22 protein-coding genes and 1 tRNA gene are annotated in these 25,634 nt (G+C 64.8%); 6 read left to right on the top strand and 17 right to left on the bottom strand.

Annotation, left to right across the window (positions count from 1 at the left end):
* Positions 1 to 36: 36 nt before the first annotated feature.
* On the top strand, positions 37 to 693 hold the full coding sequence (locus ASF09_RS02965; RefSeq protein WP_060524949.1) for a prolyl hydroxylase family protein: 657 nt from the start codon (positions 37 to 39) through the stop codon (positions 691 to 693).
* A 223-nt stretch (positions 694 to 916) separates the two neighbouring features.
* Here the strand turns inward: ASF09_RS02965 and ASF09_RS02960 are convergent, their stop codons facing one another.
* Together ASF09_RS02960 and ASF09_RS02955 are read right to left on the bottom strand one after the other, a co-directional pair.
* Positions 917 to 3,709, bottom strand: a complete 2,793-nt coding sequence (locus ASF09_RS02960; RefSeq protein ID WP_060524426.1) for a TonB-dependent receptor domain-containing protein — start codon at positions 3,707 to 3,709, stop codon at positions 917 to 919.
* Positions 3,710 to 3,815: 106 nt separating this feature from the next.
* Positions 3,816 to 5,465: a hypothetical protein gene (locus tag ASF09_RS02955; RefSeq protein WP_060524424.1), complete on the bottom strand. Its 1,650-nt coding sequence runs from the start codon at positions 5,463 to 5,465 to the stop codon at positions 3,816 to 3,818.
* Positions 5,466 to 5,624: 159 nt separating this feature from the next.
* Here ASF09_RS02955 and ASF09_RS02950 point away from each other — a divergent pair, with 159 nt between their 5' ends.
* A complete protein-coding gene (locus ASF09_RS02950; protein ID WP_327196536.1) occupies positions 5,625 to 6,110 on the top strand; it encodes a DUF6481 family protein in 486 nt (161 codons plus the stop codon).
* A gap of 305 nt (positions 6,111 to 6,415) precedes the next feature.
* Here ASF09_RS02950 and ASF09_RS02945 read toward each other — a convergent pair whose 3' ends face one another.
* The 7 genes from ASF09_RS02945 to lon form a co-directional block, all read right to left on the bottom strand.
* Entirely contained in the window at positions 6,416 to 7,879 is a 1,464-nt protein-coding gene (locus tag ASF09_RS02945) for an efflux transporter outer membrane subunit (RefSeq protein WP_060524422.1), read from the bottom strand.
* Positions 7,879 to 9,495 (bottom strand): DHA2 family efflux MFS transporter permease subunit, encoded by a 1,617-nt coding sequence (locus ASF09_RS02940; protein WP_060524420.1) that lies wholly within the window; start codon positions 9,493 to 9,495, stop codon positions 7,879 to 7,881. Before ASF09_RS02940 ends, ASF09_RS02945 begins: the two co-directional genes overlap by 1 nt.
* Before the next feature lies 1 nt (position 9,496).
* On the bottom strand, positions 9,497 to 10,660 hold the full coding sequence (locus tag ASF09_RS02935) for an HlyD family secretion protein (RefSeq protein WP_060524418.1): 1,164 nt from the start codon (positions 10,658 to 10,660) through the stop codon (positions 9,497 to 9,499).
* Positions 10,657 to 11,295: a CerR family C-terminal domain-containing protein gene (locus tag ASF09_RS02930; protein WP_060524417.1), complete on the bottom strand. Its 639-nt coding sequence runs from the start codon at positions 11,293 to 11,295 to the stop codon at positions 10,657 to 10,659. The genes ASF09_RS02935 and ASF09_RS02930 overlap by 4 nt, the downstream gene beginning before the upstream one ends.
* A 281-nt stretch (positions 11,296 to 11,576) precedes the next feature.
* A tRNA-Val gene (locus ASF09_RS02925) sits at positions 11,577 to 11,651 on the bottom strand.
* Positions 11,652 to 11,718: 67 nt separating this feature from the next.
* Positions 11,719 to 11,991, bottom strand: coding sequence for an HU family DNA-binding protein (locus ASF09_RS02920; RefSeq protein ID WP_056048186.1), 273 nt, complete (start codon positions 11,989 to 11,991; stop codon positions 11,719 to 11,721).
* Between the two features lie 124 nt (positions 11,992 to 12,115).
* A complete protein-coding gene (gene lon, locus ASF09_RS02915) occupies positions 12,116 to 14,509 on the bottom strand; it encodes an endopeptidase La (protein WP_060524947.1) in 2,394 nt (797 codons plus the stop codon).
* 251 nt (positions 14,510 to 14,760) lie between these two features.
* On the opposite strand from lon, the gene ASF09_RS02910 reads away from it, so the two are divergent.
* The 3 genes from ASF09_RS02910 to ASF09_RS02900 are packed head-to-tail and all read left to right on the top strand — an operon-like array spanning position 14,761 to position 17,179.
* Positions 14,761 to 16,485 carry a M1 family metallopeptidase gene (locus ASF09_RS02910; RefSeq protein ID WP_060524415.1) on the top strand — a complete coding sequence of 575 codons (1,725 nt, stop codon included), beginning with the start codon at positions 14,761 to 14,763 and terminating at the stop codon, positions 16,483 to 16,485.
* Positions 16,486 to 16,541: 56 nt separating this feature from the next.
* On the top strand, positions 16,542 to 16,796 hold the full coding sequence (locus tag ASF09_RS02905; protein WP_235529535.1) for a hypothetical protein: 255 nt from the start codon (positions 16,542 to 16,544) through the stop codon (positions 16,794 to 16,796).
* Complete coding sequence (locus ASF09_RS02900; protein ID WP_082444013.1) at positions 16,793 to 17,179, top strand: c-type cytochrome; 387 nt, start codon at positions 16,793 to 16,795, stop codon at positions 17,177 to 17,179. The genes ASF09_RS02905 and ASF09_RS02900 overlap by 4 nt, the downstream gene beginning before the upstream one ends.
* Positions 17,180 to 17,181: 2 nt before the next feature.
* Here ASF09_RS02900 and ASF09_RS02895 read toward each other — a convergent pair whose 3' ends face one another.
* The 4 genes from ASF09_RS02895 to ASF09_RS20010 form a co-directional block, all read right to left on the bottom strand.
* On the bottom strand, positions 17,182 to 18,306 hold the full coding sequence (locus ASF09_RS02895; RefSeq protein ID WP_060524413.1) for a calcium:proton antiporter: 1,125 nt from the start codon (positions 18,304 to 18,306) through the stop codon (positions 17,182 to 17,184).
* Positions 18,307 to 18,511: 205 nt separating this feature from the next.
* Entirely contained in the window at positions 18,512 to 18,859 is a 348-nt protein-coding gene (locus ASF09_RS02890; RefSeq protein WP_060524411.1) for a hypothetical protein, read from the bottom strand.
* Positions 18,860 to 18,938: 79 nt separating this feature from the next.
* Entirely contained in the window at positions 18,939 to 19,379 is a 441-nt protein-coding gene (locus ASF09_RS02885; protein WP_060524409.1) for a hypothetical protein, read from the bottom strand.
* Positions 19,380 to 19,434: 55 nt separating this feature from the next.
* Positions 19,435 to 19,584, bottom strand: coding sequence for a hypothetical protein (locus ASF09_RS20010; protein ID WP_156359147.1), 150 nt, complete (start codon positions 19,582 to 19,584; stop codon positions 19,435 to 19,437).
* Between the two features lie 100 nt (positions 19,585 to 19,684).
* Here ASF09_RS20010 and ASF09_RS02880 point away from each other — a divergent pair, with 100 nt between their 5' ends.
* Positions 19,685 to 20,143 carry a hypothetical protein gene (locus tag ASF09_RS02880; protein WP_060524407.1) on the top strand — a complete coding sequence of 153 codons (459 nt, stop codon included), beginning with the start codon at positions 19,685 to 19,687 and terminating at the stop codon, positions 20,141 to 20,143.
* 310 nt (positions 20,144 to 20,453) lie between these two features.
* Here the strand turns inward: ASF09_RS02880 and clpX are convergent, their stop codons facing one another.
* The 4 genes from clpX to tig all read right to left on the bottom strand — a co-directional run bounded on the left by clpX (position 20,454) and on the right by tig (position 25,629).
* Positions 20,454 to 21,719, bottom strand: a complete 1,266-nt coding sequence (clpX, locus tag ASF09_RS02875; protein WP_056048170.1) for an ATP-dependent Clp protease ATP-binding subunit ClpX — start codon at positions 21,717 to 21,719, stop codon at positions 20,454 to 20,456.
* 134 nt (positions 21,720 to 21,853) lie between these two features.
* Positions 21,854 to 22,543: an ATP-dependent Clp protease proteolytic subunit gene (locus tag ASF09_RS02870; protein WP_056048165.1), complete on the bottom strand. Its 690-nt coding sequence runs from the start codon at positions 22,541 to 22,543 to the stop codon at positions 21,854 to 21,856.
* 233 nt (positions 22,544 to 22,776) lie between these two features.
* On the bottom strand, positions 22,777 to 23,703 hold the full coding sequence (locus tag ASF09_RS02865) for a glycosyltransferase family 2 protein (protein ID WP_060524405.1): 927 nt from the start codon (positions 23,701 to 23,703) through the stop codon (positions 22,777 to 22,779).
* A 270-nt stretch (positions 23,704 to 23,973) separates the two neighbouring features.
* Positions 23,974 to 25,629, bottom strand: a complete 1,656-nt coding sequence (tig, locus tag ASF09_RS02860) for a trigger factor (protein ID WP_060524403.1) — start codon at positions 25,627 to 25,629, stop codon at positions 23,974 to 23,976.
* Positions 25,630 to 25,634 lie beyond the last annotated feature (5 nt).

The raw sequence follows: 25,634 nt of genomic DNA, 5'->3' as shown, positions 1-25,634 counted from the left end.
GTAGCGCATCGCGTCGGCGATGGGCAGAAGACGCGCATGTCCGATACATTCCCGTCCAGTGGCTCCGGCCTGCCCCCCGCAGCGATCCTGGCGCGGCTGTCCGTGCCCGGCGTGCAGCGCGTACCAAGCCCGAAGCTCGACCTGTTCGTGCGGCGCGACTTCCTGCCGCCCGACCTGTGCGCGGCGCTGATCGAGCGGATCGATGCGGTACGGCGGCCGTCGACGATCTCCGATTCGAACGGTGACGCGAGCTATCGGACGAGTGAGACGGGCGATCTTTCGCCGCTTGATCCCGTGGCGATCGAGGTCGAGCGCCGGATCGCGGCGCTGACCGGACTCGACCCGGTGCACGGCGAGCCGCTGCAGGGCCAGCGCTATGCGGTCGGCCAGGAGTTCAAGGGGCATACCGATTATTTCGAGCCGAACGGGGTGGATTATACGCGCTATTGCGGCGTCGCGGGGAACAGGACGTGGACCGTCATGATCTACCTGAACCGGCCAGACGCGGGCGGTGCGACGCGCTTCAAGGCGATCGACAAGATCGTTCAGCCGGAGACGGGCAAACTGCTCGCGTGGAACAACCGGCGAGCGGATGGCAGCCTCAACCCTGCGACGCTGCATCACGGGATGAAGGTACGGTCGGGGGTCAAGTATGTGATCACCAAGTGGTTTCGCGAGAAGGCATGGGGCTAGGCTGAGCTGAGTAAGGCTTAGCCGGTCAGAACAGGGCAAGCGGACTTGCCGAGCGATCTCGATCTCGTCTGAAAAGTTAAGCACCTCCCCGGCGAAGGCCGGGGCCCAATTGGGCAGCGTTGCTAACCGAGGTCGCGCTACGTTACTCGGCGCTTTCCAATTGGGCCCCGGCCTTCGCCGGGGAGGTAGTTACCGACTGGCGGTCACCCGCCGTCAGTCCGCATCAGAACGTCGTGCTGATACCCAGCGTGAATACCTGACCCAGATTGTACCGGTTGATGTACACCTTGTTGCCATTCTCGAACGTCTGGCCTTCGCTGAACCGCATCTTGGTGAGGTTGCGAGCCTCGGCTTTCACCTCGAATTTGGCACCGCGCAGTTCGATGCCCTGGCGCGCGACGAGATCGAGGCGGATGCCGGGCCTTTCGATGATGTCGGGCAGGAAGCCCGCACCACCGAGGTTGGACGGGCCGCGGTTCGTCACGCGGTCGCTGGCATAGTTGAACAGCAGCGTGATCTGCGACAGCCGCTTGGTATCCTCCAATCCAAGCTGGACGTTGACCAAGTGATCCGACTGACCGGTGAGCGGCGCGCCGTCACGGAAATTGCCCGTCGCGGGCGCAAACCCGGTATCGCACCCTGCGACCTTCGTGGTCTGGTCGACCACGTTCGGCACGCAGGTGTCGTCCACCGTGATCGACGAGTTCGTATAGGTGTAATTGGCGATGAACAGCAGGCGGCGCGTCGCGAAGAAATCGCTGCCGAGCGTGTCGAGCGGGACGTATTTCTGGAACTCGACCTCGCCGCCGTACAGCTTGGCCTTGGGCAGATTGGTGAAGCCGGTCTGGAGACGATCGTCGGCACCGGTGTAGAAACCGACCTGCTCGATCGGCTTGTCGATCCGCTTGTAGAACGCACCGAGCGTGAAGCGCTGGTCACGCGCGAAGAACCACTCGTACCGTGCGTCGAGATTGTACAGCTTGGTATCCTGCAACAGCGGGTTACCGAAGAACAGGCGATCCGATTCGGGATCGCGGAACTGCTGCGGCGCAAGCTCGCGGAACTGCGGGCGCGAGATCGTCTTCGATCCACTGACGCGAAACTGCATGTCGGGCGCGAAATTCCAGGTCAGCGTGGTAGCCGGCAGGAAATAGTCGTTCTTCAGGCGCGTCGTCGCGGAATCGATCGGGGTCACCCGCTCGTCCGCCGTCTCGTAGCGGACGCCGATCGTGCCGCGGATACCGTCGGCGACCTCGGCTTCGGCCTGGACATAGCCTGCATGAATGCGCAGCGACGCGTCATACTGGTACGCGCCGAGCGGGGTGTTGAACTGCAGCTCCAGCGAGTTGTTCGGATCGTTCGTGTCGATCGCGAGCAGATAGTCCGGGCGCAGCAGATTGTAGGGATAGCCCGGCGCGGTGCCACCACCGCGTGGCGTCTGGTAATTGAACTGAAGGCGCGACGACGTGCGTTTCGTATCCGAATAGAAATAACCGGTCGAAAGCGTCACCGGCCGCGCGGTCGACAGCTTGTAGGCCAGATCGGCCTGCCCGCTGTAGAGGTCCTCCTTCAGTTCGCTGAAGATGATCGACGCGAACGGCGAGAAGCGCTGCGTCACCTGATAGGCGCCGTTGCACTGCGCGCCCCCGGTGCCGTTCGGATCCTGCACGGTGATCGGCAGACCGGTCGTGGTGGTGTTCGAGCAGAGGTAATCGAACTGCCGCTCGTATGGCGCGTTGCGTTTAGAGTTGGCGTAGGCGCCGCGGACGTCGAGCGTCAGCGCGTCCACCGGCTTGAACGCGCCGACCAGCTGGGTCTCGAACAACTGGCGTTCGAACCAGTTGGTATTCTGCTGGAAACGCAGACCGCTCGAGTTGTTGTAGGTGGTCGCCGCCGACCCGCGCGCCTGCTTGAGCGTATCGTGGATGTAGACGTTGGTGAGCTTGACGCTGTTCTCGCCGAACTCGTAGCCGATGCCGAGGAGCCCGTTGGCGACCATCCGGTTGTCGGTCAGCAGGGTCTGGAAATCGTTGCGCAGCAGACCCTCGGGCGTGACCGAATCCTGCTGCGTGATGTTGCGGGTGCGGAAGGTGTTGCTCGCGCTGACCGATGCGATGACGCCGAGCCGGCCCGATCCGATGTCGAACACCGTACCGCCGCTGATCTCGCCCGAGAAATTGGCGGGAAGCTGATTGTTGCGCTGGAGCAGCGAGGTCGAGGCGTTGCTGAGCGTGGCGGCCTGCGCGGCGGAGATGTTGCCGTTGCCCTTTGACGCATCCTTGATGAAGCTCGGCACCTTGCGGGTGCCGTCGTCGTAGCCGATCCAGTCCTTATCGCCGCCGTAATAGGTGTAGCCGAGCTCGCTGGTCGTCGCGGTGTCGGCCGAAACCGAGCCGCCGAACGACAGGAAGTTCTTGTCCGGGATCGTCTTGGTCGTGAGGTTGATCACGCCGCCGCCGAATTCGCCGGGATAGTTCACCGAATAGGTCTTCTGGACCAGCGCGGACCCGACGATCGTGGTCGGGAAGATGTCGAGCGGGACCGAACGGCGTAGCGGCTCGGGGCTCGGCAAGGGCGAACCGTTGAGCAGCGACGACGAGTACCGATCGCCGAGACCGCGGACATAGACGAAGCCGTTGCCGACGATGCTGAGACCGGTAACGCGCGACAAGGCGCCGGCGATGTCGCCTTCGCCGGTGCGGGCGATGTCCTCGGTCGACAGGACCGACACGACCTGCGGCGTCGCACGGACGAAATTCGGGATGTTGCGGCCGACGACGACGATGTCCTCGCCGCCATTGGGATCATAGCCAGGCGTCGACACTTCGGCCTGTGCACCTGCGGCCTGTGGCGCAGACGTGTCCACCGGCGTCGAGACAGGCCCCGTCGGCGTGGTCGAGGCGGGGGGCGGCGCGGCGGGAGCCGGTGCTGCACCACCAGTTTGGGCCAGCGCGGCCGGCGCGACCAGCTGCGAGGTCAGGAGAAGTAAGGTGGCATAGCCGAAGCGCGTTTGCATGGCCGAATATCCAGATCAGGGGTCTATGGGCGAATGCCGGGGCGGTCTTTGGAACCGCCCCGGCATCGCTGCTCACATCATCGACTGCGGAGAGCCGACCGGAGGCTTACCGGCCGTTGCAGTTGAAGTAGACCGAGGTGAAGATCGGCGGGCCAACGTCCTGCTTCGACGCATCGGCGGCGCGGATCGTCGAGCGATCGGCCTGGCTGGTTTCCTGCGCGATCAGGTTGAGGCAGGCGACGGTCGCCGGTGTCTTCACGATCCCGTTGATGAAGCGCATGTCCGACCCGCCACGCTGGCGGATCGCGGCCGGCGCAAGCGCGGTCTGGACGAACGTGAAGTTCGAATACTGGCCGAAGGTCCGCGGCAGCAGATCCTCGGCAGCGTTCGAGTCGATCTCGGTCGAGAACGAGTCGGCGGTCGCCGGGGTGATCTTCTGCGCAGCGATGATGAACTGCATGAAGCCGCGATAGCCGTTGTCGATATCGTAGCCGTCGTCGTCCGCGCCGGTGACCGCGAAATACCGGACGTTCGTGGTGCCGCCGAAGATTTCGATGCCGTCATCGGCCGAGTTGTGGCTCTGGACGTGATCGATCGTCGTGCCCGAACCGGTGCCGCCCAACGTCAGGCCCTGAAGCTCGTTGCCGTCGCTGATCGCGATGCCGCTGTAGCGGATCTGGACATACTGCATCGTGCCGCTGTTGTCCGCGGCGGTCGGGCCACCGTAGAAGCGCCCGGTGACGCCTTCGATCGCCTGCTGGCAGGTCGTGCTCGTGCCGCCAGCGTTGTTCGGACCGGTACCGGTGGCGCAGACCGCGACGGGAGCGCGGCCGAGCAGGATGATCCCGCCCCACTGGCCCTGCGTCGCATCGCTGACGCCGTTGGCGGTCAGGTTCTGCTGCGACGTGAAGATGATGGGCGCATCGCGCGTACCAACGGCGCTGATCTTCGACCCGCGGTTGACGAGCAGGAGATCGGCGGTGACTTCGGTCGAGTCCGCCGCGACAACCACGCCTGGCGCGACCGTCAGCGTCACGCCGGTATCCGCACCGGTCGTGCCGACATCGGCGCCGACTTCGGTCTGGCCACGCAGGCGGTAGACGACACCAGCGATCTTCGGCAGCGTCAGGCTCGTCGTAATGAGCGTCGGCAGACGGCAGAGGCGGCGCGTTGCGGGCGCCGAACTGGTTTCGTTCGTACCATCGTCGATCGTACCCGTCGGGCATACCGAGGTCGCAGCGCTATAAGCACCGATGCTCGGGACGGCCGTGCAGCTCGCAGTCGTGCTGCCGCCGAACTGCGCCGACGACGAGTTGCAGGTCCAGCCCTGGAACGCAGTGTCGGACGGTCCGTTCAGCGCGCCGACGAAGTTCGTGCTGGTGAAGAACGGGTTGATCGACGACGGGTCGGTCGCGGTCGTGGCGGACGTCGCGGCGGTCGGGTACACGCCGGTCAGGACGTTGGTGCCGCTGACGTTGTTGTTGGTGCCAGCGTTGACGATCGCAAGCTGCTCGTCGGCGCTGATCGTGATCGTGCCGTCCGAGCGGCCGCCCGAGGTCGAGGCGAACTGCGCGGCGGTAATCGCCGTCGGCGTGGGCGTCGGGGTGGCAGGTGTTGGCGTCGGCGTGGCGGGCGGCGTGATGATCACCGTGCCAGCGCCCGGCGAGGCGACGTCGTCGGCCCCACCGCATGCGGTGAGTGCGAGGCAGGCCGTGCCGGTCAGCAGGATCGTGCCGAGGCGAGTAAAGCTGGTCATGCGAAGGACTCCCGAGTCGTACCGTTGATTGTTCGGATCGACCCAGGCTCCCCCCTGTCGACCGTGACATGGCGGTTAGGCTGGCCAGATGACGCTGCGATGCGATTTGGGTTACGCTTGCATGACTATGATGTGACGGTTCGATGACGGTCGATTGGGATGCTGCCGCCCTACGGGGTTGAAAACCGCGCTATCGAACACATCTCTTCCGATCCGGCGCGCGATGATTTACAGGCGCTGCCAGCGTCACCGCTCGCGCAACCCTGCGTCCGAGCGGTCAGACCATCATTACAGGATTATTCGACGACAATGGCCTCTTTCAAGGACCCCAGTTTCCAGGACCGCACGAGCAGCGCAGCCGCCGCCAAGCAGAAGGCGCTGGAAGCGCTGCGTGCCAAGCCGCCGATCGACGAAGCCGTCGTTGCCGAGCGCCTCGCCGCGCGTGAGGCCAAGGAATTGGCCGAGCGCGAGAAGCGCGCTGCCAAGCGTGCCGCCGAAGACGAGGCGAAGGCTGTGAAAAAGGCTGAAGCCGAGGCCGCTGCTGCGAAGAAGCGCGAGGCCGAGGCCAAGGTCGAGCTGACCGACGCCGAGAAGAAGGCGATCCGTGACGCGAAGTACGCGGCGCGGAAGAATAAGAAGAAGTGATTCGGGGCGGTCGTTTGGCCGCCCTCCTTTGTGAACCACCGACCGTTTGCTAAAAGCGCCTTACGCGAAAAGACTACCACCCCGGCGAAGGCCGGGGCCCAATTGGCAAGGTCGCAGTGGTGAAGCGCACACCTAGGTTACCGACGTTTCCCAATTGGGCCCCGGCCTTCGCCGGGGTGGTTTGCTGAGGGTGGGTACGGTTCTCCAACTACCTTGTTCTCCCGCGAAGGCGGGAGTCCAGTCTGGGCTCCCGCCTTCGCGGGAGAACAATTAGGTGTGGGTAGCGGACGGGGTGAAGCGCGCTCCTACTCCGCCTGCTCCCAACCGCCCCCCAGTGCCTTGAACAACGCCACCGTCAGTTGCCGCAACTGCGCATCGCTCGACACCAGCTGTTCGCGCGCCGTCAGGACGTCCGTCTCAGCATTCAGCAGCGTATTCTGCGCCACGAAGCCGGTCCGGTATTGCGACTCCGCCGCGTTCGCGCTGCTCTGCGCATCAACTACCCCGCGCTGCAACGCTGCGTTGCGGCGACGCTCGGCCGCGATCTGTGCGAGCGGGTCCTCGACGTCGCGCAACGCCTGCAACACGGTTGAGCGATAGCGCAGATACGCCTGCTGGCGGTCCTCCTCGCGCGACTTCACAGTCGACTTGCGCCGGCCCCAGTCGAGCAACGGAAACTGCGCCGCACCGGACGCGGTCAGCTGGAGGCTGTCCCCCGAAAATAGATTGCCGAGCGCGGTCGAGATCAGCTGGCCCATGCCAGTGAGGCTGAACTTCGGATACATGTCCGCCACCGCAACGCCGATATCCGCGGTCGAGGCCGCCAGATCTCGTTCGGCCGCGCGTACGTCGGGGCGGCGGCGCAACAGCTCGGAAGGCAGGCCCGCCGGGATCGACGGTACGCCTAGCGGTGCTACCAAAGGCGCTGCGAGTTCGGTCATCAACGTCGCGGGCGGCTCCCCGAGCAGGATGGCCAGCGCGTGCATGCGGACGTCGACATCGGCACGGACCGGTTCGGCGCGCGCTTGCGTCGAGGTGATCGAGGCACGCTGGCGGGTGACGTCGATCGGCGGGACGAGGCCGACCTTGGCGATGTTGCCCGCGATCGTCAGCGCGCGTTGCTGGTTGGCGATCTCGCCCTCGATCGTCGCAAGCTGCGCCTGGTCGAGCCGGAGCGCAAAATACGCCTGCGCGACTTCGGCGGCCAAAGTCACCGCAGCATCGCGCTTCGACCAGACTGCGGATTCGGTCCGCGCCCGCGCGCCCTCGGTGCTGCGACGGACACCACCGAACAGGTCGAGTTCCCAGCTCGCATCGAACCCGACGGAATAGGTCGTGATCCCGCTGCCGGGGAGTGCGATGCCGCCGGTCGAGCCGGTGCCGCCTGCCCCCGCGCCGCCGCTGAACGCACGGGCGATCGACGACAGGCCGGCATTCTTGCTGAACTCGATATGGCTCGGGCTGGCGCTCGCATTGACGCTCGGCAATCCTTGCGAGCGCGCGACGATCTCCTGCAACCGCGCCTGGCGAACGCGCGAGGCGGCGATGGCGATGTCGGGATTGCCCTTCAACGCGCGGTCGACGAGGCCGTCCAGCTGCGGATCGCCGAATGCCGACCACCAGCGCGCCGGATCGACGGTCGCACCGACGGTGGCCTGCGGACCGACGAACGCCGGCGGCACCGCCATCTCGGGCGGCGTGTAGTTAGGGCCGACGGTGCACCCCGCGAGCAGGGCCGCAACCGCAACCACCATGAACCGCGCACGCATCAATGCATCCCTCCCGAGGGCGCGCCGCCGGTCTTGCCGGAGCGCATGAATAGAACCAGTGGCGCGACGCACAGCACGACCACCATCATCGCGCGGAACACGTCGAGGAACGCGAGCATCGTCGCCTGCCGCTGCATCTGGCTGTAGAGAACGGCCAGCGGCGTCGTCGAATCGCCCTGCCCGCCGAACACGCTCGTCGCCTTCTGCATCCAGTCGTTATAATTCGGATCGAGCTGGTTGAGCGTCTGCGTCAGTTCCGACTGATGCCGCTGCAATCCGCCCGCGAGCTGAGTCTGCGCGAAGCAGATGCCGATCGTCCCACCGAGATTGCGCGAGACGTTGAGCAGGCTCGAGGCTTGCGCGGTCTGCGTCTGCTTGAGCCCGACATAGGCGATCGCGTTGATCGGCACGAACAGGAACGGCAGCGCCATCGCCTGGAACAGCCGCGCGAACGCCGCGTCGGAGAACGCGATGTCGGCGGTCAGGTGGCTCATGTTCCACAGCGCGAACGCTTGCACCAGCAACGCCGGGAACAGCAGGAAGCGCACGTCGACCAGCCCGCTCAACCGGCCCGCGAACGGCACCATGACGAGCGTCGCGAGACCGCCGGCGGTCAGCGCGAGACCCGCGTCGAGCGAGCTGTAGCCGAGCACCTGTTGCAGCATCTGCGGGATCAACTGCGTGGTGCCGAACAGAATCATTCCGGTGACGCCCATCACGCCGATCGTCAGCGCGAAGTTGCGGTTCTTCATCAGCTTGAGGTCGATCACCGGGTCCTTGTGGTTGAGCTCCCAGATGACGAGCGTGACCAGCGACACCGCGGCGATGATCGCCGACATGACGATGAAGCCGCTCGCGAACCAGTCCTCGCGCTCGCCGCGATCGAAGGTGAGTTCGAGGAAGCCAAGCCCGAGCGCGACCAGCGCGACGCCGACATAGTCGATCGTCAGGCCGTTCTTGAAGCGCTCGTCGCGGTCCTTCTTCACCTGGTCGGGCTCGTCGACGAACGTCTCGACCAGGAACCACGCGGCGATGCCGACGGGGACGTTGATCAGGAACACCCAGTGCCAGCTCGAATATTCGACGATGTAGCCCCCGAGCGTCGGCCCGAGCACGGGGCCAACGACGACGACGATCGCGAACGCGGCGAACGCCATCCCGCGTTGCTTGGGCGGGAAGGTGTCGGCGAGGATCGACTGCTCGACTGGCGCCAGTCCGCCACCGCCGATGCCTTGCAGCACGCGCGCGACGACGAGCGTCCCGATGTTGGGAGCAAGGCCGCACAGAAGCGATGCGAGCGTGAACAGCGCGATCGACAGCAGAAAATAGCGCTTTCGGCCGATCGCGTCCGACAGCCAACCCGAGATCGGGATGACGATCGCGTTGGCGACGAGGTAGCTGGTCAGCACCCACGTCGCCTGATCGGTGGTGATCGACAGCCCGCCCGAGATATGATCGAGCGCGACGTTGGCGATCGAGGTGTCGAGCACCTCCATGAAGGTCGGAATCGAGATGATCGCGACGATCAGCCACGGGCTGTATTTGCCCGCCGCCGACCGGCTTGGCGACCACGTGTGACCGCCTCCCGCATCGACTTTCGCAGGAGCTTTCGCCACCTCAGCGGACCTTGACGGTCGGCACCACCGACATGCCGGGACCGATCGGATAGCGCTTCGGATCGGGGCCGTTCTTCGCGTCGAACACGATCCGCACCGGCACGCGCTGGACCACCTTCACATAGTTGCCGGTCGCGTTCTGCGGGGGCAGCAGGGCGAACGCTTGGCCGGCGCCGCGCTGGATCGAGTCGACGTGGCCCTTGAAGTCGACGCCGGGATACGCGTCGACGTGGATGTCGACGGGCTGGCCGATCCGCATCAAGGTAAGTTGCGTTTCCTTGAAGTTCGCAGTCACCCACATTTTGTCGGGGATGATCGCCATCAGCTGCGTGCCGGGCGCGACATAGGAGCCGACGTTGACCGAGCGATTGACGACCTGCCCTGCGACCGGCGCGGTCACGCGGAGATCGCCGATCGTGACGTTCGCCTGATCGACCTGCGCGCGGCGGGCGTCGATCACCGACTTGGCCGCGCCGACCTGCTTCCTGGCGACGCTGATCTGCGCGGTGGCGGTGTCGATCTGCTCGCGGGCGGCGGCGGCATCGGCGGCGGTCTGGCGGGCGGTGGCGCGCGCCTGATCGAGTTGCTGGCCCGCGACTGCGCTCGGATCGAGCCGTAGCAGCGCCTCGTAGCGCGCGAGATCCTGCTGGGCCTTCACGGCGGCCGCCATCGGTACGCGCGCCTGTGCGGCGGCCTGATGGCGTTGCGCCTCGGCAGCGGTGACCTGTGCCTGCGCCTGCGCGAACTGCGCACGCGCCTGCGATTCGTTCGCCTGCGCCTCGACGACCTGCGCGTGGCGGCCCGACGACTTGATCACCGCAAGCAGGCGACCCGCCTCGACATGCCGGTTGTCGATATCGGCGACCTGGACCAGGGTGCCGGCGACCTGAGGCGCGAGGCGGACGATGTGCGTGTCGACGAACGCGTCGTCGGTCGACTCGAACTGCCGCGCGTGCAGCCAGTAGAGCACCCCGCCGATGATCAGTCCGCCGACGACGATGACAAGGATGATCCAGAAGATCGGCTTCTTGAACACCGACGGCTTCTTGTCGTCCTCGGACTCGTCCTGCTGGTCGGCATCGGACTGCTGATCCTCACCGTTCGGATCGTCCTTGCGATCCTCGTCGTCGTGGTTGGCGTCGGAGTGGTTCATCTGGTCGGTCATGCCTGGCCCTGTTCTTCAGCACGCATCGAATCGAGAATGGCGTCGATATTGGCGTCGATCCGCGCCTTGATATCGAGAATGTCGTTAGGTTCGAGCGTATCGCGCTCGAGCAGTTTGAGGCAGGTCGCGCGGTTCGCCCGCAGCGTGATGACCTGCCCCATCAAGGTGATCGTCGCGATCCTGCCGGTGCGGATCTCGGCGCAACCAGTGGCGATGCAGACGAGATCGCTGAGCCTGCGCACCATCTGGCCCATCACGCCGCCATAGATCCGCTCGAACGCCTCGCTCGGCTTCATCTGTTCGCGCAGGACGAACAGCGTCCAGTCGGCGCTCTCGTTGCTCGCCATCTTGTCCGCCAGCCGGCCGAAGATGCGGTGGATCTGGGCGCGGGCTTCGCTGGCGTCGTCCGCTGCGACGTCGTGCGATAGCTCGGACGGGTCGCCCATGACGGCCGACATGCGTTCGGCGATCCGGTCAGCGGCGGCGAGGTACAAGCCCTCCTTGCCACCGTAATGATAGGTGATCGAGGACATCGCTGTCCCCGCCGCCGCGGCGATCCCGCGCGTGCTCGCCCCCTCCAACCCCTTGGTGCCGAATTCGCTGATCGCGATGTCGAGGAGTCGGGACTGGACCACGAGCGGCGTTTAGTTCGATCGAACGAACCAGCCTAATGAAGAAGCTGTCATGTTGTACGAAGGACTGATCTTTGCCGCACGCTGCGCCACGAAAGCCGCTCCGTCATCCTGACGAAAGTCAGGATCCAGGGTAACGGGCGTTGCACAGTGTGGCTCTGGGTCCTGACTTTCGTCAGGATGACGGACGAGGCTTAACTATGCCTCTGGCCAAATCACCCTATCCCGACGCACTACAGAAACAGCAACGCCGGCCCCTTCGTGCGAAGGGACCGGCGTAAATATGGTGGGCGCGGCTGGGATTGAACCAGCGACCCCACCCGTGTGAAGGGTGTGCTCTACCACTGAGCTACGCGCCCGAAACTCGTTCGGAAGCGGGCCTTTAGGCAGACCCCGTCCACCTGTCCAGCCCTATCGACACCGGTCCTAGTTGACCGCGTCCTTCAGGCCCTTGCCGGCCTTGAACTTAGGCTGGGTCGAGGCCTTGATCGTCATCGGCTCGCCGGTGCGGGGATTGCGGCCGGTCGACGCCTTGCGCTTCGAGATCGAGAACGTGCCGAAACCGACCAGGCGAACCTCGTCGCCCTTCTTGAGCGATGCCTCGATCGCGTCGAACACCGCCTCGACCGCCTTGACCGCGTCGGCTTTTACCAGCCCGGACGTGTCGGCAACCGTCGCGATCAGCTCCTGCTTGTTCATATAATCCCCCGGAAAAAACTCGAATCAGCCACGATGGACTCGCGACCGCACTCAGCGCGCAATAATGCGGCGGCCCCGTCTGCTGTCAAACGAAACCGCCGCGTCATCGCTTACCAAACATGGATCAGTGGTGAAGGCCACCCCCGACCGGTGCGATCGGTGCCGGCGGCAGCGCCGCCAATTCGTCCGCATCGGTCCACTCGATCGCTTCGAGCGGCTCGGTCAGCGCCAGACGGAGCACCTCGTCGACATGCAAAACGGGGATGATCTTGAGCCCCGCCTTGATGTTCGCCGGAATCTCCGCGAGGTCCTTCTCGTTCTCGGCCGGGATCAGCACCGTCTCGATTCCGCCACGGAGCGCCGCCAGCAGCTTCTCCTTGAGGCCACCGATCGGCAGCACGCGGCCGCGCAGCGTCACTTCGCCGGTCATCGCCACCTCGCGCCGGATCGGCACGCCGGTCAACGTCGAGACGATCGACGTGACCATGCCGATACCCGCCGACGGACCATCCTTCGGCACCGCACCCTCGGGCAGATGGATGTGGATATCCTTCCGCGCGAACAGGCTCGGCTTGATCCCGTAGCTCGGCGCGCGCGCCTTGACGAAGCTGAAAGCGGTCTCGATCGACTCCTTCATCACGTCGCCGAGCTTGCCGGTAAGCTTGGCCTGGCCCTTGCCTGCAACGGTCACGCTCTCGATCGTCAGCAACTCGCCGCCGACCTCGGTCCAGGCCAGCCCGGTGACCGCACCGATCTGGTTCTCGGTCTCGCCGAGCCCGTGGCGATACTTCTGCACGCCGGCATATTCGCCGATATTCTCGGGCGTGATCGTAACGCTGGTCGTCTTGTTCTCGAGAATCTGACGCAGCGCCTTGCGGCACAGCTTGGCGATCTCGCGCTCCAGCGTGCGCACGCCGGCCTCACGCGTGTACTGCTGGATGAGCGTGCGAAGCCCCTCCTGCGTCAGCGTGAACTCGCCCGGCTTCAGGCCGTGCGCCTCGATCTGCTTCTCGACCAGATGACGCTCGGCGATCTCGACCTTCTCGTCCTCGGTATAGCCCTCCAGACGGATGATCTCCATGCGGTCGAGCAGCGCTTGCGGCAGGTTGAGCGAGTTGGCCGTGCAGACGAACATCACGTCCGACAGGTCGATATCGACCTCCAGATAATGGTCCTGGAACTTGCCGTTCTGCTCCGGGTCGAGCACCTCGAGCAGCGCCGACGCCGGATCGCCGCGGAAATCCTGGCCGAGCTTGTCGATCTCGTCGAGCAGGAACAGCGGGTTCGACGTGCCGGCCTTTTTGAGGTTCGTCACGATCTTGCCCGGCAGCGAGCCGATATAGGTGCGGCGATGCCCACGGATCTCGGCTTCGTCGCGCACGCCGCCGAGCGACTGGCGGATGAACTCGCGCCCGGTCGCCTTGGCGATCGACTTGCCGAGCGAGGTCTTGCCGACGCCCGGAGGGCCGACGAGGCACAGGATAGGCCCCTTCAGTTTGTTGGTGCGCGCCTGCACGGCGAGATACTCGACGATCCGGTCCTTGACCTTCTCGAGCGCGTAATGATCCTCGTCCAGCGTCACCTGCGCGGCGGCGATGTCCTTCTTGATCTTCGACTTCTTGCCCCAGGGGAGCCCGAGCAGCACGTCGAGATAATTGCGCACGACGGTCGCCTCGGCGCTCATCGGCGCCATCGTCTTGAGCTTCTTCAACTCCGACGTCGCCTTGCCGCGCGCTTCCTTGCTCATCTTGAGCGTCGCGATCTTCTGCGTCAGCTCGGCGATCTCGTCGCCTTCGCCCTCGCCGTCCTCGTTGCCGAGCTCGCGCTGGATCGCCTTCAACTGCTCGTTGAGGTAATATTCGCGCTGCGTCTTCTCCATCTGGCGCTTGACTCGGCTCTTGATCTTCTTCTCGACCTGAAGGACGCCCAGCTCGCCCTCCATCGCCGCGAACGCCATTTCGAGGCGCTTCGACGGGTTGGTTTCGAGCAGGATCGCCTGCTTCTCGGCAACCTTGATCTGGACGTTGGCGATCACCGCGTCGGAGAGCTTCGACGCGTCCTCGATCTCGGACAGCTGCACCGACGTTTCCGACGAGAGCTTGCGGTTGAGCTTGGCGTAGTTCTCGAACTGGTCGACCACCGAGCGCATCAGCGCGATGAGCTCCGGCCCTTCGACCTCGGCATCGGCGACCGGCTCGACCGTTGCGGTGAGGAAGTCGCCGCTTTCGTCCAGCGTCTCCAGCGTGGCGCGGCCCTTGCCCTCGACCAGCACGCGGACGGTGCCGTCAGGGAGCTTGAGCAACTGGAGCACCGTCGCGGTGACGCCCATCGAATACAGGTCGTCGCGCGAGGGATCGTCCTCTGCGGGATCGACCTGCGCGACGAGATAGATCTCCTTGTCCGCCGCCATGGCCGCTTCGAGCGCGGCAACGGACTTATCGCGGCCGACGAACAGCGGCACGATCATGTGCGGGAACACGACGATGTCGCGAAGGGGAAGGACGGGGTACTGGGTCATGAACGCTCCGGTGGGTGCCTGCATGGGGGCATAATCTAACAGCTTATATGGTGAGGATGAACCGTCCATCAATTGGTTGGCGGTGGTTAGGGGTTTTAGCGCGTTGCCCAAGCGCCAGCCGTTCTCCTGCGAACGCAGGAGTCCAGGGTAACGGGCGGCGGTATTCGCGATCCTGGGCTCCTGCGTTCGCAGGAGAACGGGCGGTGCCGGATCGCACTTGTATACGAGCCGCCCAGGCGCGAGAACGCGGCATGATCTCGCGTTTTCTCCTCGCCGCCAGCGCCACCGCGCTTCTCGCCGCCGCACCGCTTCCGAAAAAGGGAGAGCCGGCGATCACTGCGCAGACGCAGCGTTCGGGTGGGGTCCTCACGCCCGAGCAGACCGCGCTACGGTTCGACAGCGCGGACCTGGCGTTCGAGGTGTTGCCCGAGACGGAGAGCCTGAACGGCGTGGCAACGCTCACCTTTACTGCGAAGGCCCCCCTCACCCGCCTGCCGATCGACCTCGACCGCAATCTACCGGTCGACGCGATCGCGATCGACGGCGTGCCGCTTGCCCCCTCGGCGTGGAGCAATCCCGAGGGTCGACTGACTATCACGCTGCCCAAGCCGGTCGCGGCAGGCGGCAAGGTCACCGCGAAGATCACCTATGGTGGCACGCCGCACGTCGCGGTGAAGGCGCCGTGGGACGACGGCATGGTCTGGTCGAAAACGCCTGACGGTCGCACGTGGTTCGCGACGACCGCGGAGGGCTATGGCTGCGACCTGTTCTGGCCGTGCCTCGACTTCCCGACCGGCGAGCCTGCGCTGGTGACGCTCCACATCACCGTGCCCAAGGGTTTGAAGGCACCGTCGAACGGCGTGCTGCTAGGCGTCGATACGCTGGCGGACGGCCGGACGACGTGGAACTGGCGCGCCAAGCATCCCAACACCTACGGGATCGCGCTGAACGTCGGGCCGTATGAGGAGATCAGCGGCGCGTACAAGAGCCGCTTCGGCAACAGTATCCCGATGTATTACTGGTACCTGCCGGGCGAGAAGGTGCAGGCGGAAAAGCTGTTTGCCGAGTTCGCGCCGACGCTCGATTTCTTCGAAAGCATGATCGGCCCCTACCCGTTCGGCGACGAGAAGCTCGGCGTGGTCGAGACGCCGCACAAGGGCATGGAGCACCAGACGATCAACGCGTACGGCAACGAATACGCCAAGGCGCCAGAGGGGTTCGACTGGCTGTTCCAGCACGAGTTCGCGCATGAATGGTTCGGCAACCAGCTGACCGCCGCCAATTGGGACGATTACTGGCTGCACGAGGGCTATGGCACGTACATGCAGCCGCTCTATGGCCAGTGGCGCGAGGGGCGTTCGCGCTATGCCGCGATGATGCAGGGCGAGCGCACCTCGATCATGAACCTCAAGCCGATCACGCAGCAGCGCGTCACCACCGAGGAGGAGGTGTACGAACTCGACAAGGGCGGTGCGGGGCAGGACATCTACTACAAGGGGTCTTGGATGCTCCACACGCTGCGAAGCCTGATCGGCGACAAGGCGTTCTTCGACGTCACGCGGCTGGCGGTGTACGGACGCGCGGATCCGAAGCCGGGCAATTTCGCGCCGCGGTTCGGGTCGACGAAGGAATATGAGGCGCTCGTCCGCAAGGTGACGGGGAAGGACTATGCGTGGTTCTTCGACGTGTATCTCCGGCAGGCGGCTTTGCCCGAACTGGTCGAGACGCGGACGGGGAATACGCTGACTTTGGCCTGGAAGGTGCCGGGGAATGGCCCCTTCCCGCTGCCGGTACAGGTGCAGATCGACGGCAGGACGCGGACATTGCCGATGACTGGGGGAAAGGCGAGCTTGTCCGTCCCGGCTAGCGCACATGTCGTGATCGACCCGGATGCGCTGGTCCTGCGTCGGAGTATCGCACTGGAAGACGTGGCCGCCTGGAAAGCGGCGCAAGCTGCGAAGGCCAAGCCCCAATGACCTCTCCACCGTTCCCCCGCGAAAGCGGGGGCCCAGAGCCCCAGGAGACGACGCTCGTGACTCCTGGACTCCTGCGTGCGCAGGAGAACATCTGGGCGTCTCGCGCGGCGGAGATGGCAGCGATCTTCATGGTTGGGGACGGCCTGATCGGCCTCCTCCAACCCCGTCGCCACGTCGACCTCTGGAAAGACGAAGCGCTCGGGACCGAGAAACTCGTGAAGCCGTTCGTCGACCGGCCTGGCCGCCGCCGCCTCTACGCCGTCGTGCAGATCGCAGCCGGCCTCGCCTTGGCTGCACGCCAAAAGCGATGACCCTGCCGCGGTGGCCCCTGCTGGCGCTGGCGCTCGCCGGATGCGGTTCGAGCCCCGACGCCGGCACCACCAGCCAGATAAACAGCGGCGAACGCGTCTTCCGCCGCTGCACCGCCTGCCATACGATCGGGCAATATGCCGGCGATACCGACGGTCCGAACCTCTACGGCGTTATGGGCGGCCCGATCGGCGAGCGACGCCCGCGCTTCTCCTATACCGCCGGGCTGAAAGCTCTCGGCGGGAACTGGGATGCCAAGCGCATGGACGCCTGGCTCACCAACCCGCGCAAGATGGTGCCCGGCACGACGATGGCGTTCGCAGGTTTGCCCGACCCGAAGGACCGCGCCGACGTCATCGCCTACCTATCGACGCAGGACCCCTGAGCTTACGGCACCACCGTCGTGAACAGATAGGCGGCGAAGATCACGAGGTGGACGACGCCCTGCAACACCGTCGTCCGCCCAGTGCCGAGCGAGAGCGTGGCGACGAACAGCGAGAGCGCGAGAAGCGTCATGCTCTTCGCATCGATGCCGAGCGCGATCGGCAGGTCGAGCACCAGCGACACGATCGCCACGCTCGGGATCGTCAGCCCGATCGTCGCCAGCGCGGAGCCGAGCGCGAGATTGAGACTGGTCTGCAACCGGTTGCGGCGCGCCGACTTGTAGGCAGCCAGGCTTTCAGGCGCGAGCACCAGCGCGGCGATCACCACGCCAACCACCGTCAGCGGCAGGCCTGCACCGAGCACCGCGGCCTCGATCGTCGGCGACAGCGTCTTCGCGAGCAGCACCACCGACACCAGCGCCACCAGCAGCGCGGCGAAGGCGATGCCCGTCGCGCGGCCCGATGGCGGCGCAGCGTGATCGTCCTTATCGTCGGTCGACGGCAGGAAATAATCGCGGTGGCGTACCGTCTGCACCAGCACAAACGTACCGTAGAGGATCAGCGACACGACCGCGACGAAAATCAACTGCGACGACGCGTAGGTCGGGCCCTGTGTCGACGAGGTATAGTTCGGCAGGATCAGCGACAGCACCGCCATCGCCGCGAGCACGCCGAGCGCTGCGGTCATGCCCTTCAGCGTGAACCGCTGCTCATGATGCCGCACCGCGCCCGCGAGCAGGCAGATGCCGATGATGAAATTGAGGATGATCATGATCGCCGCGAACACCGTGTCGCGCGCGAGCGTGGTGGCGTCGCCGGCGTTGGAGAGCATCAGCGAGACGATCAACGATACCTCGATCACGGTGACCGCGATCGCGAGGACGAGCGTCCCGAACGGCTCGCCGACCTTGTGCGCGATCACTTCGGCGTGATGGACCGCAGCGAGCACGCTGCCGATCAGGACGATGACGGCCGCAGCCGTACCGAGCGTGCCCATCTTGGCAAGTCCGACGAGGACGGCGATGAGGCCAAGGCCCGGCGCGATCAGCGTCCAGATCGGCAGCGCCAAGCGGTCCGGCATCGTCTCCACTACGTGTTCGTTCGGTCGGTCGGCCACTTCGATCGTCATGCATGCTCCCTCGTTTCACTTAAATAACGAATGCGCGAGGCGCGCGATGGGTCCGCGGGACAGTGTTTCGTGCGCAGCAAGCTCGCCACAAGGTCGGCGCCAAAGGGCATTGAAGGTTGGTCGGCGTGTTTCATCCGGCCGAGGATATCCGGCTTTCTCATTCACCTTCGCCGGTCGACCCGGCCTTCGCCAGTCGCCCGTTCGTCTAACGGATCAACGCGTCCGGCAGAATCGGAAACACCTGATATACGGCCACCACCAAACCCAGCCATATTGCAGCCACGAACAGGCTCCCCGGCCAACCCGATGAAGGCAATTTCGTGCCAGCCTGCTCGCGCCAATAGTCTGCGCGTTGGTGACACAGCCGTAGCAGGGCGCACCGGACCAGCGACGATATCATCCAGTCGAACTCACCCCAGCCGGCATCGGCCAAGATATGGATCGGCGCTCGCGGATAGAAACTGAGTATGCGCGCCGCGATACGCCGTATCGGACCGATCACTTGGTCGCGACCCAGCATGAACAGCACGTAGTCGGAGCGGGCTGTAGTCACGTCTTAGATAGGGCCGGGCAACGTCGTGCTACATGCGACCTGCTCATCTGATCGACCTTGGTCCTACGGACGCGAAGGCTCACGGTCGTATCCGGAAGGCGAACCTATCCGGATACCATCGCACTAAGTAAGGGCCAATTCCGGCAACGGCCAGCAGCAGCACCCCCATGACGACGAGCGACCAGACGATTGTCGCCTTGCCATTGCCGACGGCGCCGGCGTCGACGACGTGTGCCGTCGCGACGGGTTCACCAGGTTGATACCGCACGGTCACTTGCTGGCCTTTTTCCAGGCCCGCCTGTGTATTCGCCGGAAAGGTGAAAGGCGATTCTCCGGGTGGCGCAACCGTCACGATGGCGTGATGTGGCCCATCCGCCAGCGCCGTCACCACTCCAAGCGCCATGATGGTCGCGCGATCGACCGTGGGTGGGCTCGTCGCGATCTTGAACGCCGACACGAAGCAGACTGCCGCGAGACAGAGCATAAAGAAGAGGGTTACCCGCATCTGCTCACCCGACATATCTGATATCTGGTGACGCCTGCAACCAGAGGCTGCGTATCCCCCTGCCATTCGGTCACCGCGCTGGGTTAAGCGGGCCGACCCCGCGTAACGTGTCGGCGCTCATCAAGGCTGGATTGGTCAGAGCCCAGATCGGCCGTGCCAGACGGTAGGGCATCGTTTCCACCAAGCCTTCGTCCGGTCGGTCGGCAGCTTCGATCGTCATGCATGCTCTTTCGTTCCACCTGATCAACGGATGCGCGAGGGGCGATAAGGGTCCGGGTCGGGGCGATTGCGGGCCGGTAGAGATCGAGTAGGTTGCCGGGATGCTAGCTTCCGACCTTCTCGAAACGCTCGTCAAGACCGCCGACGCGATGTCGGATGCACAAGACCCTTGGTGGGTCATTTCCAGCGCAGCGGTGGCGCTTCACCGGGTAACGCCGATCGAGGTTGGCGATGTCGATCTGCTGATGAGCGTGGGGGATGCTCGACGGCTGATGGACAAGCTCGGTGTCGCACCGATCGAGGATGGCGAGAGAGAGATGTTCCGGTCGACGCTGTTCGCGCGGTGGCAGACGCCGCCTTTGGTCGTCGAGATCATGGCGGGGTTTCATGTTGCGACCGGCGCGGGGTGGACGGAAGTGCTGCCCCGGACGCGCGTGCCGATCATCGTGCAGGGACGCGTCGTTTATATGCCTGACCGGGTGGAACTGGCCGAGATGCTCAGGCTGTTCGGCCGGCCGAAAGATCTGGAGCGGGTTAGGCTTTTAACTTCTCAGATGTAGCGTCAGAGCCGCACCTACGCTTCCCACCGCGAGGCGTGACGAACCCTTTCCTTCTTCTAGTTGAGGGAGGGAGAGGTGCCGGAGGATGCACTGGGTATAGACGGGACGGTCGATACAGACGCGCTGCCCTACCCATCCCCATCATCCTAACGAAAGTCAGGACCCAGGGTACAACGCGCAGGTCTTCGTCGCTCTGGGTCCTGACTTTCGTCAGGATGACGGATGGGTGTCCCTGCGAGGCGCTTGCCCCCAAACGAAAAAGGGCGCCGATCGCTCGACGCCCTCTCCCGTATCTCGAACCAACCCCACGCTATGCAGCGTCGCCGGTCTTCTTCTTTTCGGCATAGACGCGGATCGGTTCCTTGCGGCCTTCGATCACGTCCTTGTCGATCATCACCTCGTCGACGCCGTCCATGCCGGGCAGGTCGAACATCGTGTCGAGCAGGATGCTCTCCAAGATCGACCGCAGCCCGCGCGCACCGGTCTTGCGTTCGATGCCCTTCTTGGCGACCGAGACCAGCGCGTCGTCGGTGAAGCCGAGCGCGACGTCCTCCATCTCGAACAGCTTCTGGTACTGCTTGACCAGCGCGTTCTTCGGTTCCTTCAGGATTTTCACCAGCGCGTCGACATCGAGATCCTCGAGCGTCGCGATCACCGGCAGACGGCCGACAAACTCGGGGATAAGCCCGAACTTCAGCAGATCCTCGGGCTCGACCGACTTCAGCGTCTCGCCGGTCTTGCGCTCGTCGGGTCCTGCGACATACGCGCCGAAGCCGATCGACTTGCCCTGCAGACGATCGCCGATGATCTTCTCGAGACCCGAGAACGCACCGCCGCAGATGAACAGGATGTTGGTCGTATCCACCTGCAGGAATTCCTGCTGCGGATGTTTCCGGCCACCCTGCGGAGGAACCGACGCCGTCGTCCCCTCCATCAGCTTGAGCAACGCCTGCTGCACGCCTTCACCCGACACGTCGCGCGTGATCGAGGGGTTCTCGGCCTTGCGCGAAATCTTGTCGATCTCGTCGATATAGACGATCCCGCGCTGCGCCCGCTCGACGTTGTAGTCCGACGCCTGGAGCAGCTTGAGAATGATGTTCTCGACGTCCTCGCCGACGTAACCCGCTTCGGTCAGCGTCGTCGCATCGGCCATCGTGAACGGCACGTCGAGGATGCGCGCGAGCGTCTGCGCGAGCAGCGTCTTGCCGCAACCGGTCGGCCCGACGAGCAGGATGTTCGACTTCGACAGCTCGACATCGGCGCCCTTGGCACCGTGGTTGAGCCGCTTGTAGTGATTGTGCACCGCCACCGAGAGGACGCGCTTGGCGCGCTTCTGGCCGATCACGTAATCGTCGAGGACGTCGCAGATCTCCTGCGGAGTCGGCACGCCACCGTCCTTCTTGGACACCAAAGCCGACTTCGTCTCCTCACGGATGATGTCGTTGCATAGCTCGACGCACTCGTCGCAGATGAAGACCGTCGGCCCGGCGATCAACTTGCGGACCTCGTGCTGCGACTTCCCGCAGAACGAGCAATAGAGGGTGCTCTTCGAGTCGCCACCGCTCAGCTTCGTCATTCAATCACCTCTCGCGCATGTCGGTGCACGTGCCGTTTCCGGGGCCGCTACCGTAACGCACCCCGGAGTTCCTACAATCAAATAAACCGGCGGGGTTTACGATTCACCCCATGCCAGCGTCGTTCAAGCGGATATCAGGCAGGCTTCGGGGCATCCTCGGATACCGCCGGACGCTTGTCGAACACCTCGTCGATCAGCCCGAAATCCTTCGCCTCGTTCGCTTCGAGGAACGTATCGCGGTCCATCCGGCGTTCGATCTCTTCGATCGGCTGGCCGGTGTACTGCGAATACAGCTCGTTCATGCGCTTGCGGATGCGCAGGATCTCGCGTGCCTGGATCTCGATGTCGCTGGCCATGCCCTGTGCACCACCCGATGGCTGATGGATCATGATGCGCGCGTTGGTCATAGCGACGCGCATGCCGGGCTCGCCGCTCGCGAGCAGGAAGCTGCCCATCGACGCGGCCTGGCCGATGCAGACGGTGCCGACGCGCGGACGGATGTACCGCATCGTGTCGTGGATCGCCATGCCCGCCGTGACGACACCGCCCGGCGAGTTGATGTACATGAAGATGTCCTTCTTCGGGTTCTCGGACTCGAGGAAGAGTAACTGCGCGGTGATCAGCGAGGCCATGCCGTCCTCGACGCCGCCGGTCACGAAGATGATGCGCTCGCGGAGCAGGCGCGAGAAGATGTCGAACGAACGCTCGCCGCGGTTCGACTGCTCGATGACGATGGGAACCAGGCCTGCTTGCGTCTGCTGCAGGCCGAGCCCGGCGCTGGCCAACGGGCTCGCGAAATCGCCGGTCTCGAACGGATTGTGCATGGAAATCTCTCTTATGCCCCAGTGAACCGCTAACATCGGCGGTCCGAGAGGGGAGTTCAAGCCCTCCCTGCCCTCGCCTCGGGGACTGCTTGCCCTCGCCCCTCCGGGGAGAGGGAGGGGCCCGCCCGCGCTTGCGGGTGGGAGGGTGAGGGGCGGTTGGGATCCGCCAACCGCCCCTCACCCTCCCGTCGCCAAGCGGCTCCTCCTTCCCTCTCCCCGGAGGGGCGAGGGAGTCAGATGCCTGGGGCGGGGTAAGCTAGGTACGCCAGGCGGCGGACTTCGCGGCGGCCTCTTACGACCGTGTCGAGGATCAGGCCGGTGAAGACGTTGAGCGCGGCGAAGATGCCGAGCCCGGTGATCAGGATCGCGGTCGGGAAGCGCGGGACCTGGTGGATCTCGATGTACGTCAGCACCAGCGGGATGCCGAGGATCAGCGCGAGCAGGCCGAAGACGCTGCCGATCGCGCCGAAAAACCAGAGCGGCCGCTCGATCCGGTAGAGCGTCATGATCGTGCGGAGGATGCGCCAGCCGTCGCCATACGTACTGAGCTTCGATTCGGAGCCTTCGGGGCGCGCGTAATAGGGCGTCTCGACCTCGCCGATCGGCATCTTCAGCTCGAGCGCGTGGACGCTGATCTCGGTCTCGATCTCGAACCCGGCGGAGAGCGAGGGGAAGCTCTTCACGAACCGGCGCGAGAACACGCGGTAGCCCGAGAGGATGTCGGTGAAGCTGCGGCCGAACAGGCGGGCGAGCATACCGGTGAGCAGCGCGTTGCCGAACCGATGCCCGCGGCGATAGCTTTCCTGGACCTGGCTGATGCGCGAGCCGACGACCATGTCGAGCTGCTCGTCCAGGACGCGAGCGACCAGATTCGGGGCGGAGGCAGCGTCGTAAGTCGCGTCACCATCGGCCATCACGTAGATGTCCGCGTCGATGTCCGCGAACATGCGGCGGACGACCGCGCCCTTGCCTTGGATCCGCTCGGTTCGGACGACGGCTCCGGCGGCACGCGCGACCTCGATCGTGCGATCGGCGCTGTTGTTGTCGTAGACGTAGATGGTGGCGCCGGGCAGCGCGTCGCGGAAGCCCGCAATCGTCTGCGCGATCGCGGCGTCCTCGTTGTAGCACGGGAGCAGGACGGCGATTCTCGGTTCGGTCATGCCCTGCCCTCGCATTGAAACGCCACGATCGACGTACGGCGCCTTCAGGCTGAACACCTCGGGCACGGACGCCTCTTCACTTCCTTGTTCTCCCGCGAAGGCGGGAGCCCAGGCTGGGTCCCCGCCTTCGCGGGGAAACAATTTCTTACCGATTCCCATCCACCCGTCACCCCGGACCTGTCCCGGGGTCCACCGTTCCGCATGCTCTTCGGTTTGAGAGTGTGCGGAACGGTGGATGCCGGAACGAGCCCGGCATAACGGAGGCGAAGCTTACGCCTCGGTCTTGGTCGGAGCCTTCTTCGCGCGCGGCTTCTTCACCGGTGCGTCTGCGGCTTCGGTGCCCTCTGCGTTCTCGGCAGCAACCGGCGACGACTCCGTCATAGCGGTCTCTGCTTCGACCGGAGCCGCCCTCTTCTTGGCCGGCGCCTTCTTCGCGGGCTTGGCGTCGTCCGTCGCGTCCGAAGCAGGCGCCTCGTCCGTCACGGCGTCATCCGAAGCAGCCTCGTCCGAAGCTGGCTTGGCCTTCTTGGCAGCGGCCTTCTTCTTCGGCTTGTGGTTGTCGTGATCATGCGTGTGCGTGCCGCTGGCGAACCCGTCCTCGCTCTCGATCGCGGCTTCCAGCTCCTCGCGCGTCGCTTCGCGGTCGGTGATCTCGGCCTTCTCGAACAGGAAGTCGACGACCTTGTCCTCATACAGCGGCGCGCGCAGCTGGGCGGCCGCCATTGGCTCCTGCTGGACGTACTGCATGAACTGCTGGCGCTGCTCGGCAGGATATTGCTGCGCGGCCTGTGCGAGCAGACGCTGCATTTCCTGGTTCGAAACCTCGACGCCGTTGGCCTGGCCGATCTCGGACAGGAGCAGGCCAAGGCGCACGCGACGCTCGGCGATCTTGCGGTAATCGTCGCGCTCGCCTTCCATCTCGGCCATCGCGGCCTCCGGATCGGCCTCATGCGTGGCTTCATGCTGGAGCTGCGACCAGATCTGGTTGAACTCGGCTTCGACCATCGACGGCGGCACTTCGAAGTCGTGACCCTCGGCGAGCTGGTCGAGCAGCTTGCGCTTCATGTGCGTGCGCGTGAGACCGTTATGCTCCTGCTCGATCTGACCCTTCAACAGCCCCGTGAGCTGCTCGAGGCTCTCGAGACCGAGCGACTTCGCCAGATCCTCGTCGATCTTGCTCTCGCCCGCGGTCTTCACCGACTTGACGGTGATGTCGAACGTCGCCGGCTGGCCTGCGAGCGACTTCTCCTGATACTCCTCGGGGAAGGTCACGTTCAGGACCTTGTCGTCGCCGGTCTTCACGCCGACGAGCTGATCCTCGAAGCCGGGGATGAGACGACCCGAACCGAGCTCGACGCCCATGTCGGTGCCCGTGCCGCCGTCGAACGCGACGCCGTCGGCGGTCTTGCCGACGAAGTCGACGGTGACGAGATCGCCCATCGCCGCGACGTAATCGTCGCCTGCGTCGTCCCACTTCTTCTGTTGGTCGGCGAACTTCTGGAGCTGCTCGGTCACCGCGTCGTCGGCGACGGGCACGGTCAGGCGCTCGAGCTTGATGCCGTCGATCGCGGGTGCGGGGACCTGCGGGAGGACCTCCATCTCGACCTTGACCACGGCGTCCTTGCCAAGGTCATAGCCGTCTTCCAGCTCGACCGAAGGCTGCATCGCGGGGCGAAGCTGCTTCTCGGCGACGAGCGTCTGGACACTCTCCTGGATCGCCGCGTTCAGCGCGTCCTGCGTCAGCGCCGGGCCGTGCATCTTGCGGATGAGGTTCGCCGGCACCTTGCCCGGACGGAAGCCCGGCATCTTCATCTGCGGCGCGAGGCGCTTCAGCTCGACATCGACCTTGGCATCGATATCCTTCGCGGTGATGGTGAGCGTAAAGGCGCGCTTGAGGCCCTCGTTCAACGTCTCGACAGTCTGCATGTCCG

It is taken from the genome of Sphingomonas sp. Leaf242 (genome assembly GCF_001422045.1).
GTDB lineage: Bacteria > Pseudomonadota > Alphaproteobacteria > Sphingomonadales > Sphingomonadaceae > Sphingomonas.
The sequence above is the reverse complement of the archived record's forward strand: the minus strand, read 5'-3'. Positions and strand labels throughout refer to the sequence as shown.

Excerpts from the sequence above, each read along its gene's own strand:
- ASF09_RS02960 (WP_060524426.1), bottom strand. The coding sequence starts at position 3,709 with ATGCAAACGCGCTTCGGCTATGCCACCTTACTTCTCCTGACCTCGCAG.
- ASF09_RS02945 (WP_060524422.1), bottom strand. The coding sequence starts at position 7,879 with ATGCGTGCGCGGTTCATGGTGGTTGCGGTTGCGGCCCTGCTCGCGGGG.
- ASF09_RS02870 (WP_056048165.1), bottom strand. The coding sequence starts at position 22,543 with ATGCACAATCCGTTCGAGACCGGCGATTTCGCGAGCCCGTTGGCCAGC.
- ASF09_RS02900 (WP_082444013.1), top strand. The coding sequence starts at position 16,793 with ATGACCCTGCCGCGGTGGCCCCTGCTGGCGCTGGCGCTCGCCGGATGC.
- ASF09_RS02965 (WP_060524949.1), top strand. The coding sequence starts at position 37 with ATGTCCGATACATTCCCGTCCAGTGGCTCCGGCCTGCCCCCCGCAGCG.
- ASF09_RS02955 (WP_060524424.1), bottom strand. The coding sequence starts at position 5,465 with ATGACCAGCTTTACTCGCCTCGGCACGATCCTGCTGACCGGCACGGCC.
- ASF09_RS02935 (WP_060524418.1), bottom strand. The coding sequence starts at position 10,660 with ATGACCGACCAGATGAACCACTCCGACGCCAACCACGACGACGAGGAT.
- ASF09_RS02895 (WP_060524413.1), bottom strand. The coding sequence starts at position 18,306 with ATGACGATCGAAGTGGCCGACCGACCGAACGAACACGTAGTGGAGACG.
- tig (WP_060524403.1), bottom strand. The coding sequence starts at position 25,629 with ATGCAGACTGTCGAGACGTTGAACGAGGGCCTCAAGCGCGCCTTTACG.
- ASF09_RS02885 (WP_060524409.1), bottom strand. The coding sequence starts at position 19,379 with ATGTCGGGTGAGCAGATGCGGGTAACCCTCTTCTTTATGCTCTGTCTC.
- clpX (WP_056048170.1), bottom strand. The coding sequence starts at position 21,719 with ATGACGAAGCTGAGCGGTGGCGACTCGAAGAGCACCCTCTATTGCTCG.
- ASF09_RS20010 (WP_156359147.1), bottom strand. The coding sequence starts at position 19,584 with ATGACGATCGAAGCTGCCGACCGACCGGACGAAGGCTTGGTGGAAACG.
- ASF09_RS02950 (WP_327196536.1), top strand. The coding sequence starts at position 5,625 with ATGCTGCCGCCCTACGGGGTTGAAAACCGCGCTATCGAACACATCTCT.
- ASF09_RS02880 (WP_060524407.1), top strand. The coding sequence starts at position 19,685 with ATGCTAGCTTCCGACCTTCTCGAAACGCTCGTCAAGACCGCCGACGCG.
- ASF09_RS02865 (WP_060524405.1), bottom strand. The coding sequence starts at position 23,703 with ATGACCGAACCGAGAATCGCCGTCCTGCTCCCGTGCTACAACGAGGAC.
- lon (WP_060524947.1), bottom strand. The coding sequence starts at position 14,509 with ATGACCCAGTACCCCGTCCTTCCCCTTCGCGACATCGTCGTGTTCCCG.
- ASF09_RS02920 (WP_056048186.1), bottom strand. The coding sequence starts at position 11,991 with ATGAACAAGCAGGAGCTGATCGCGACGGTTGCCGACACGTCCGGGCTG.
- ASF09_RS02910 (WP_060524415.1), top strand. The coding sequence starts at position 14,761 with ATGATCTCGCGTTTTCTCCTCGCCGCCAGCGCCACCGCGCTTCTCGCC.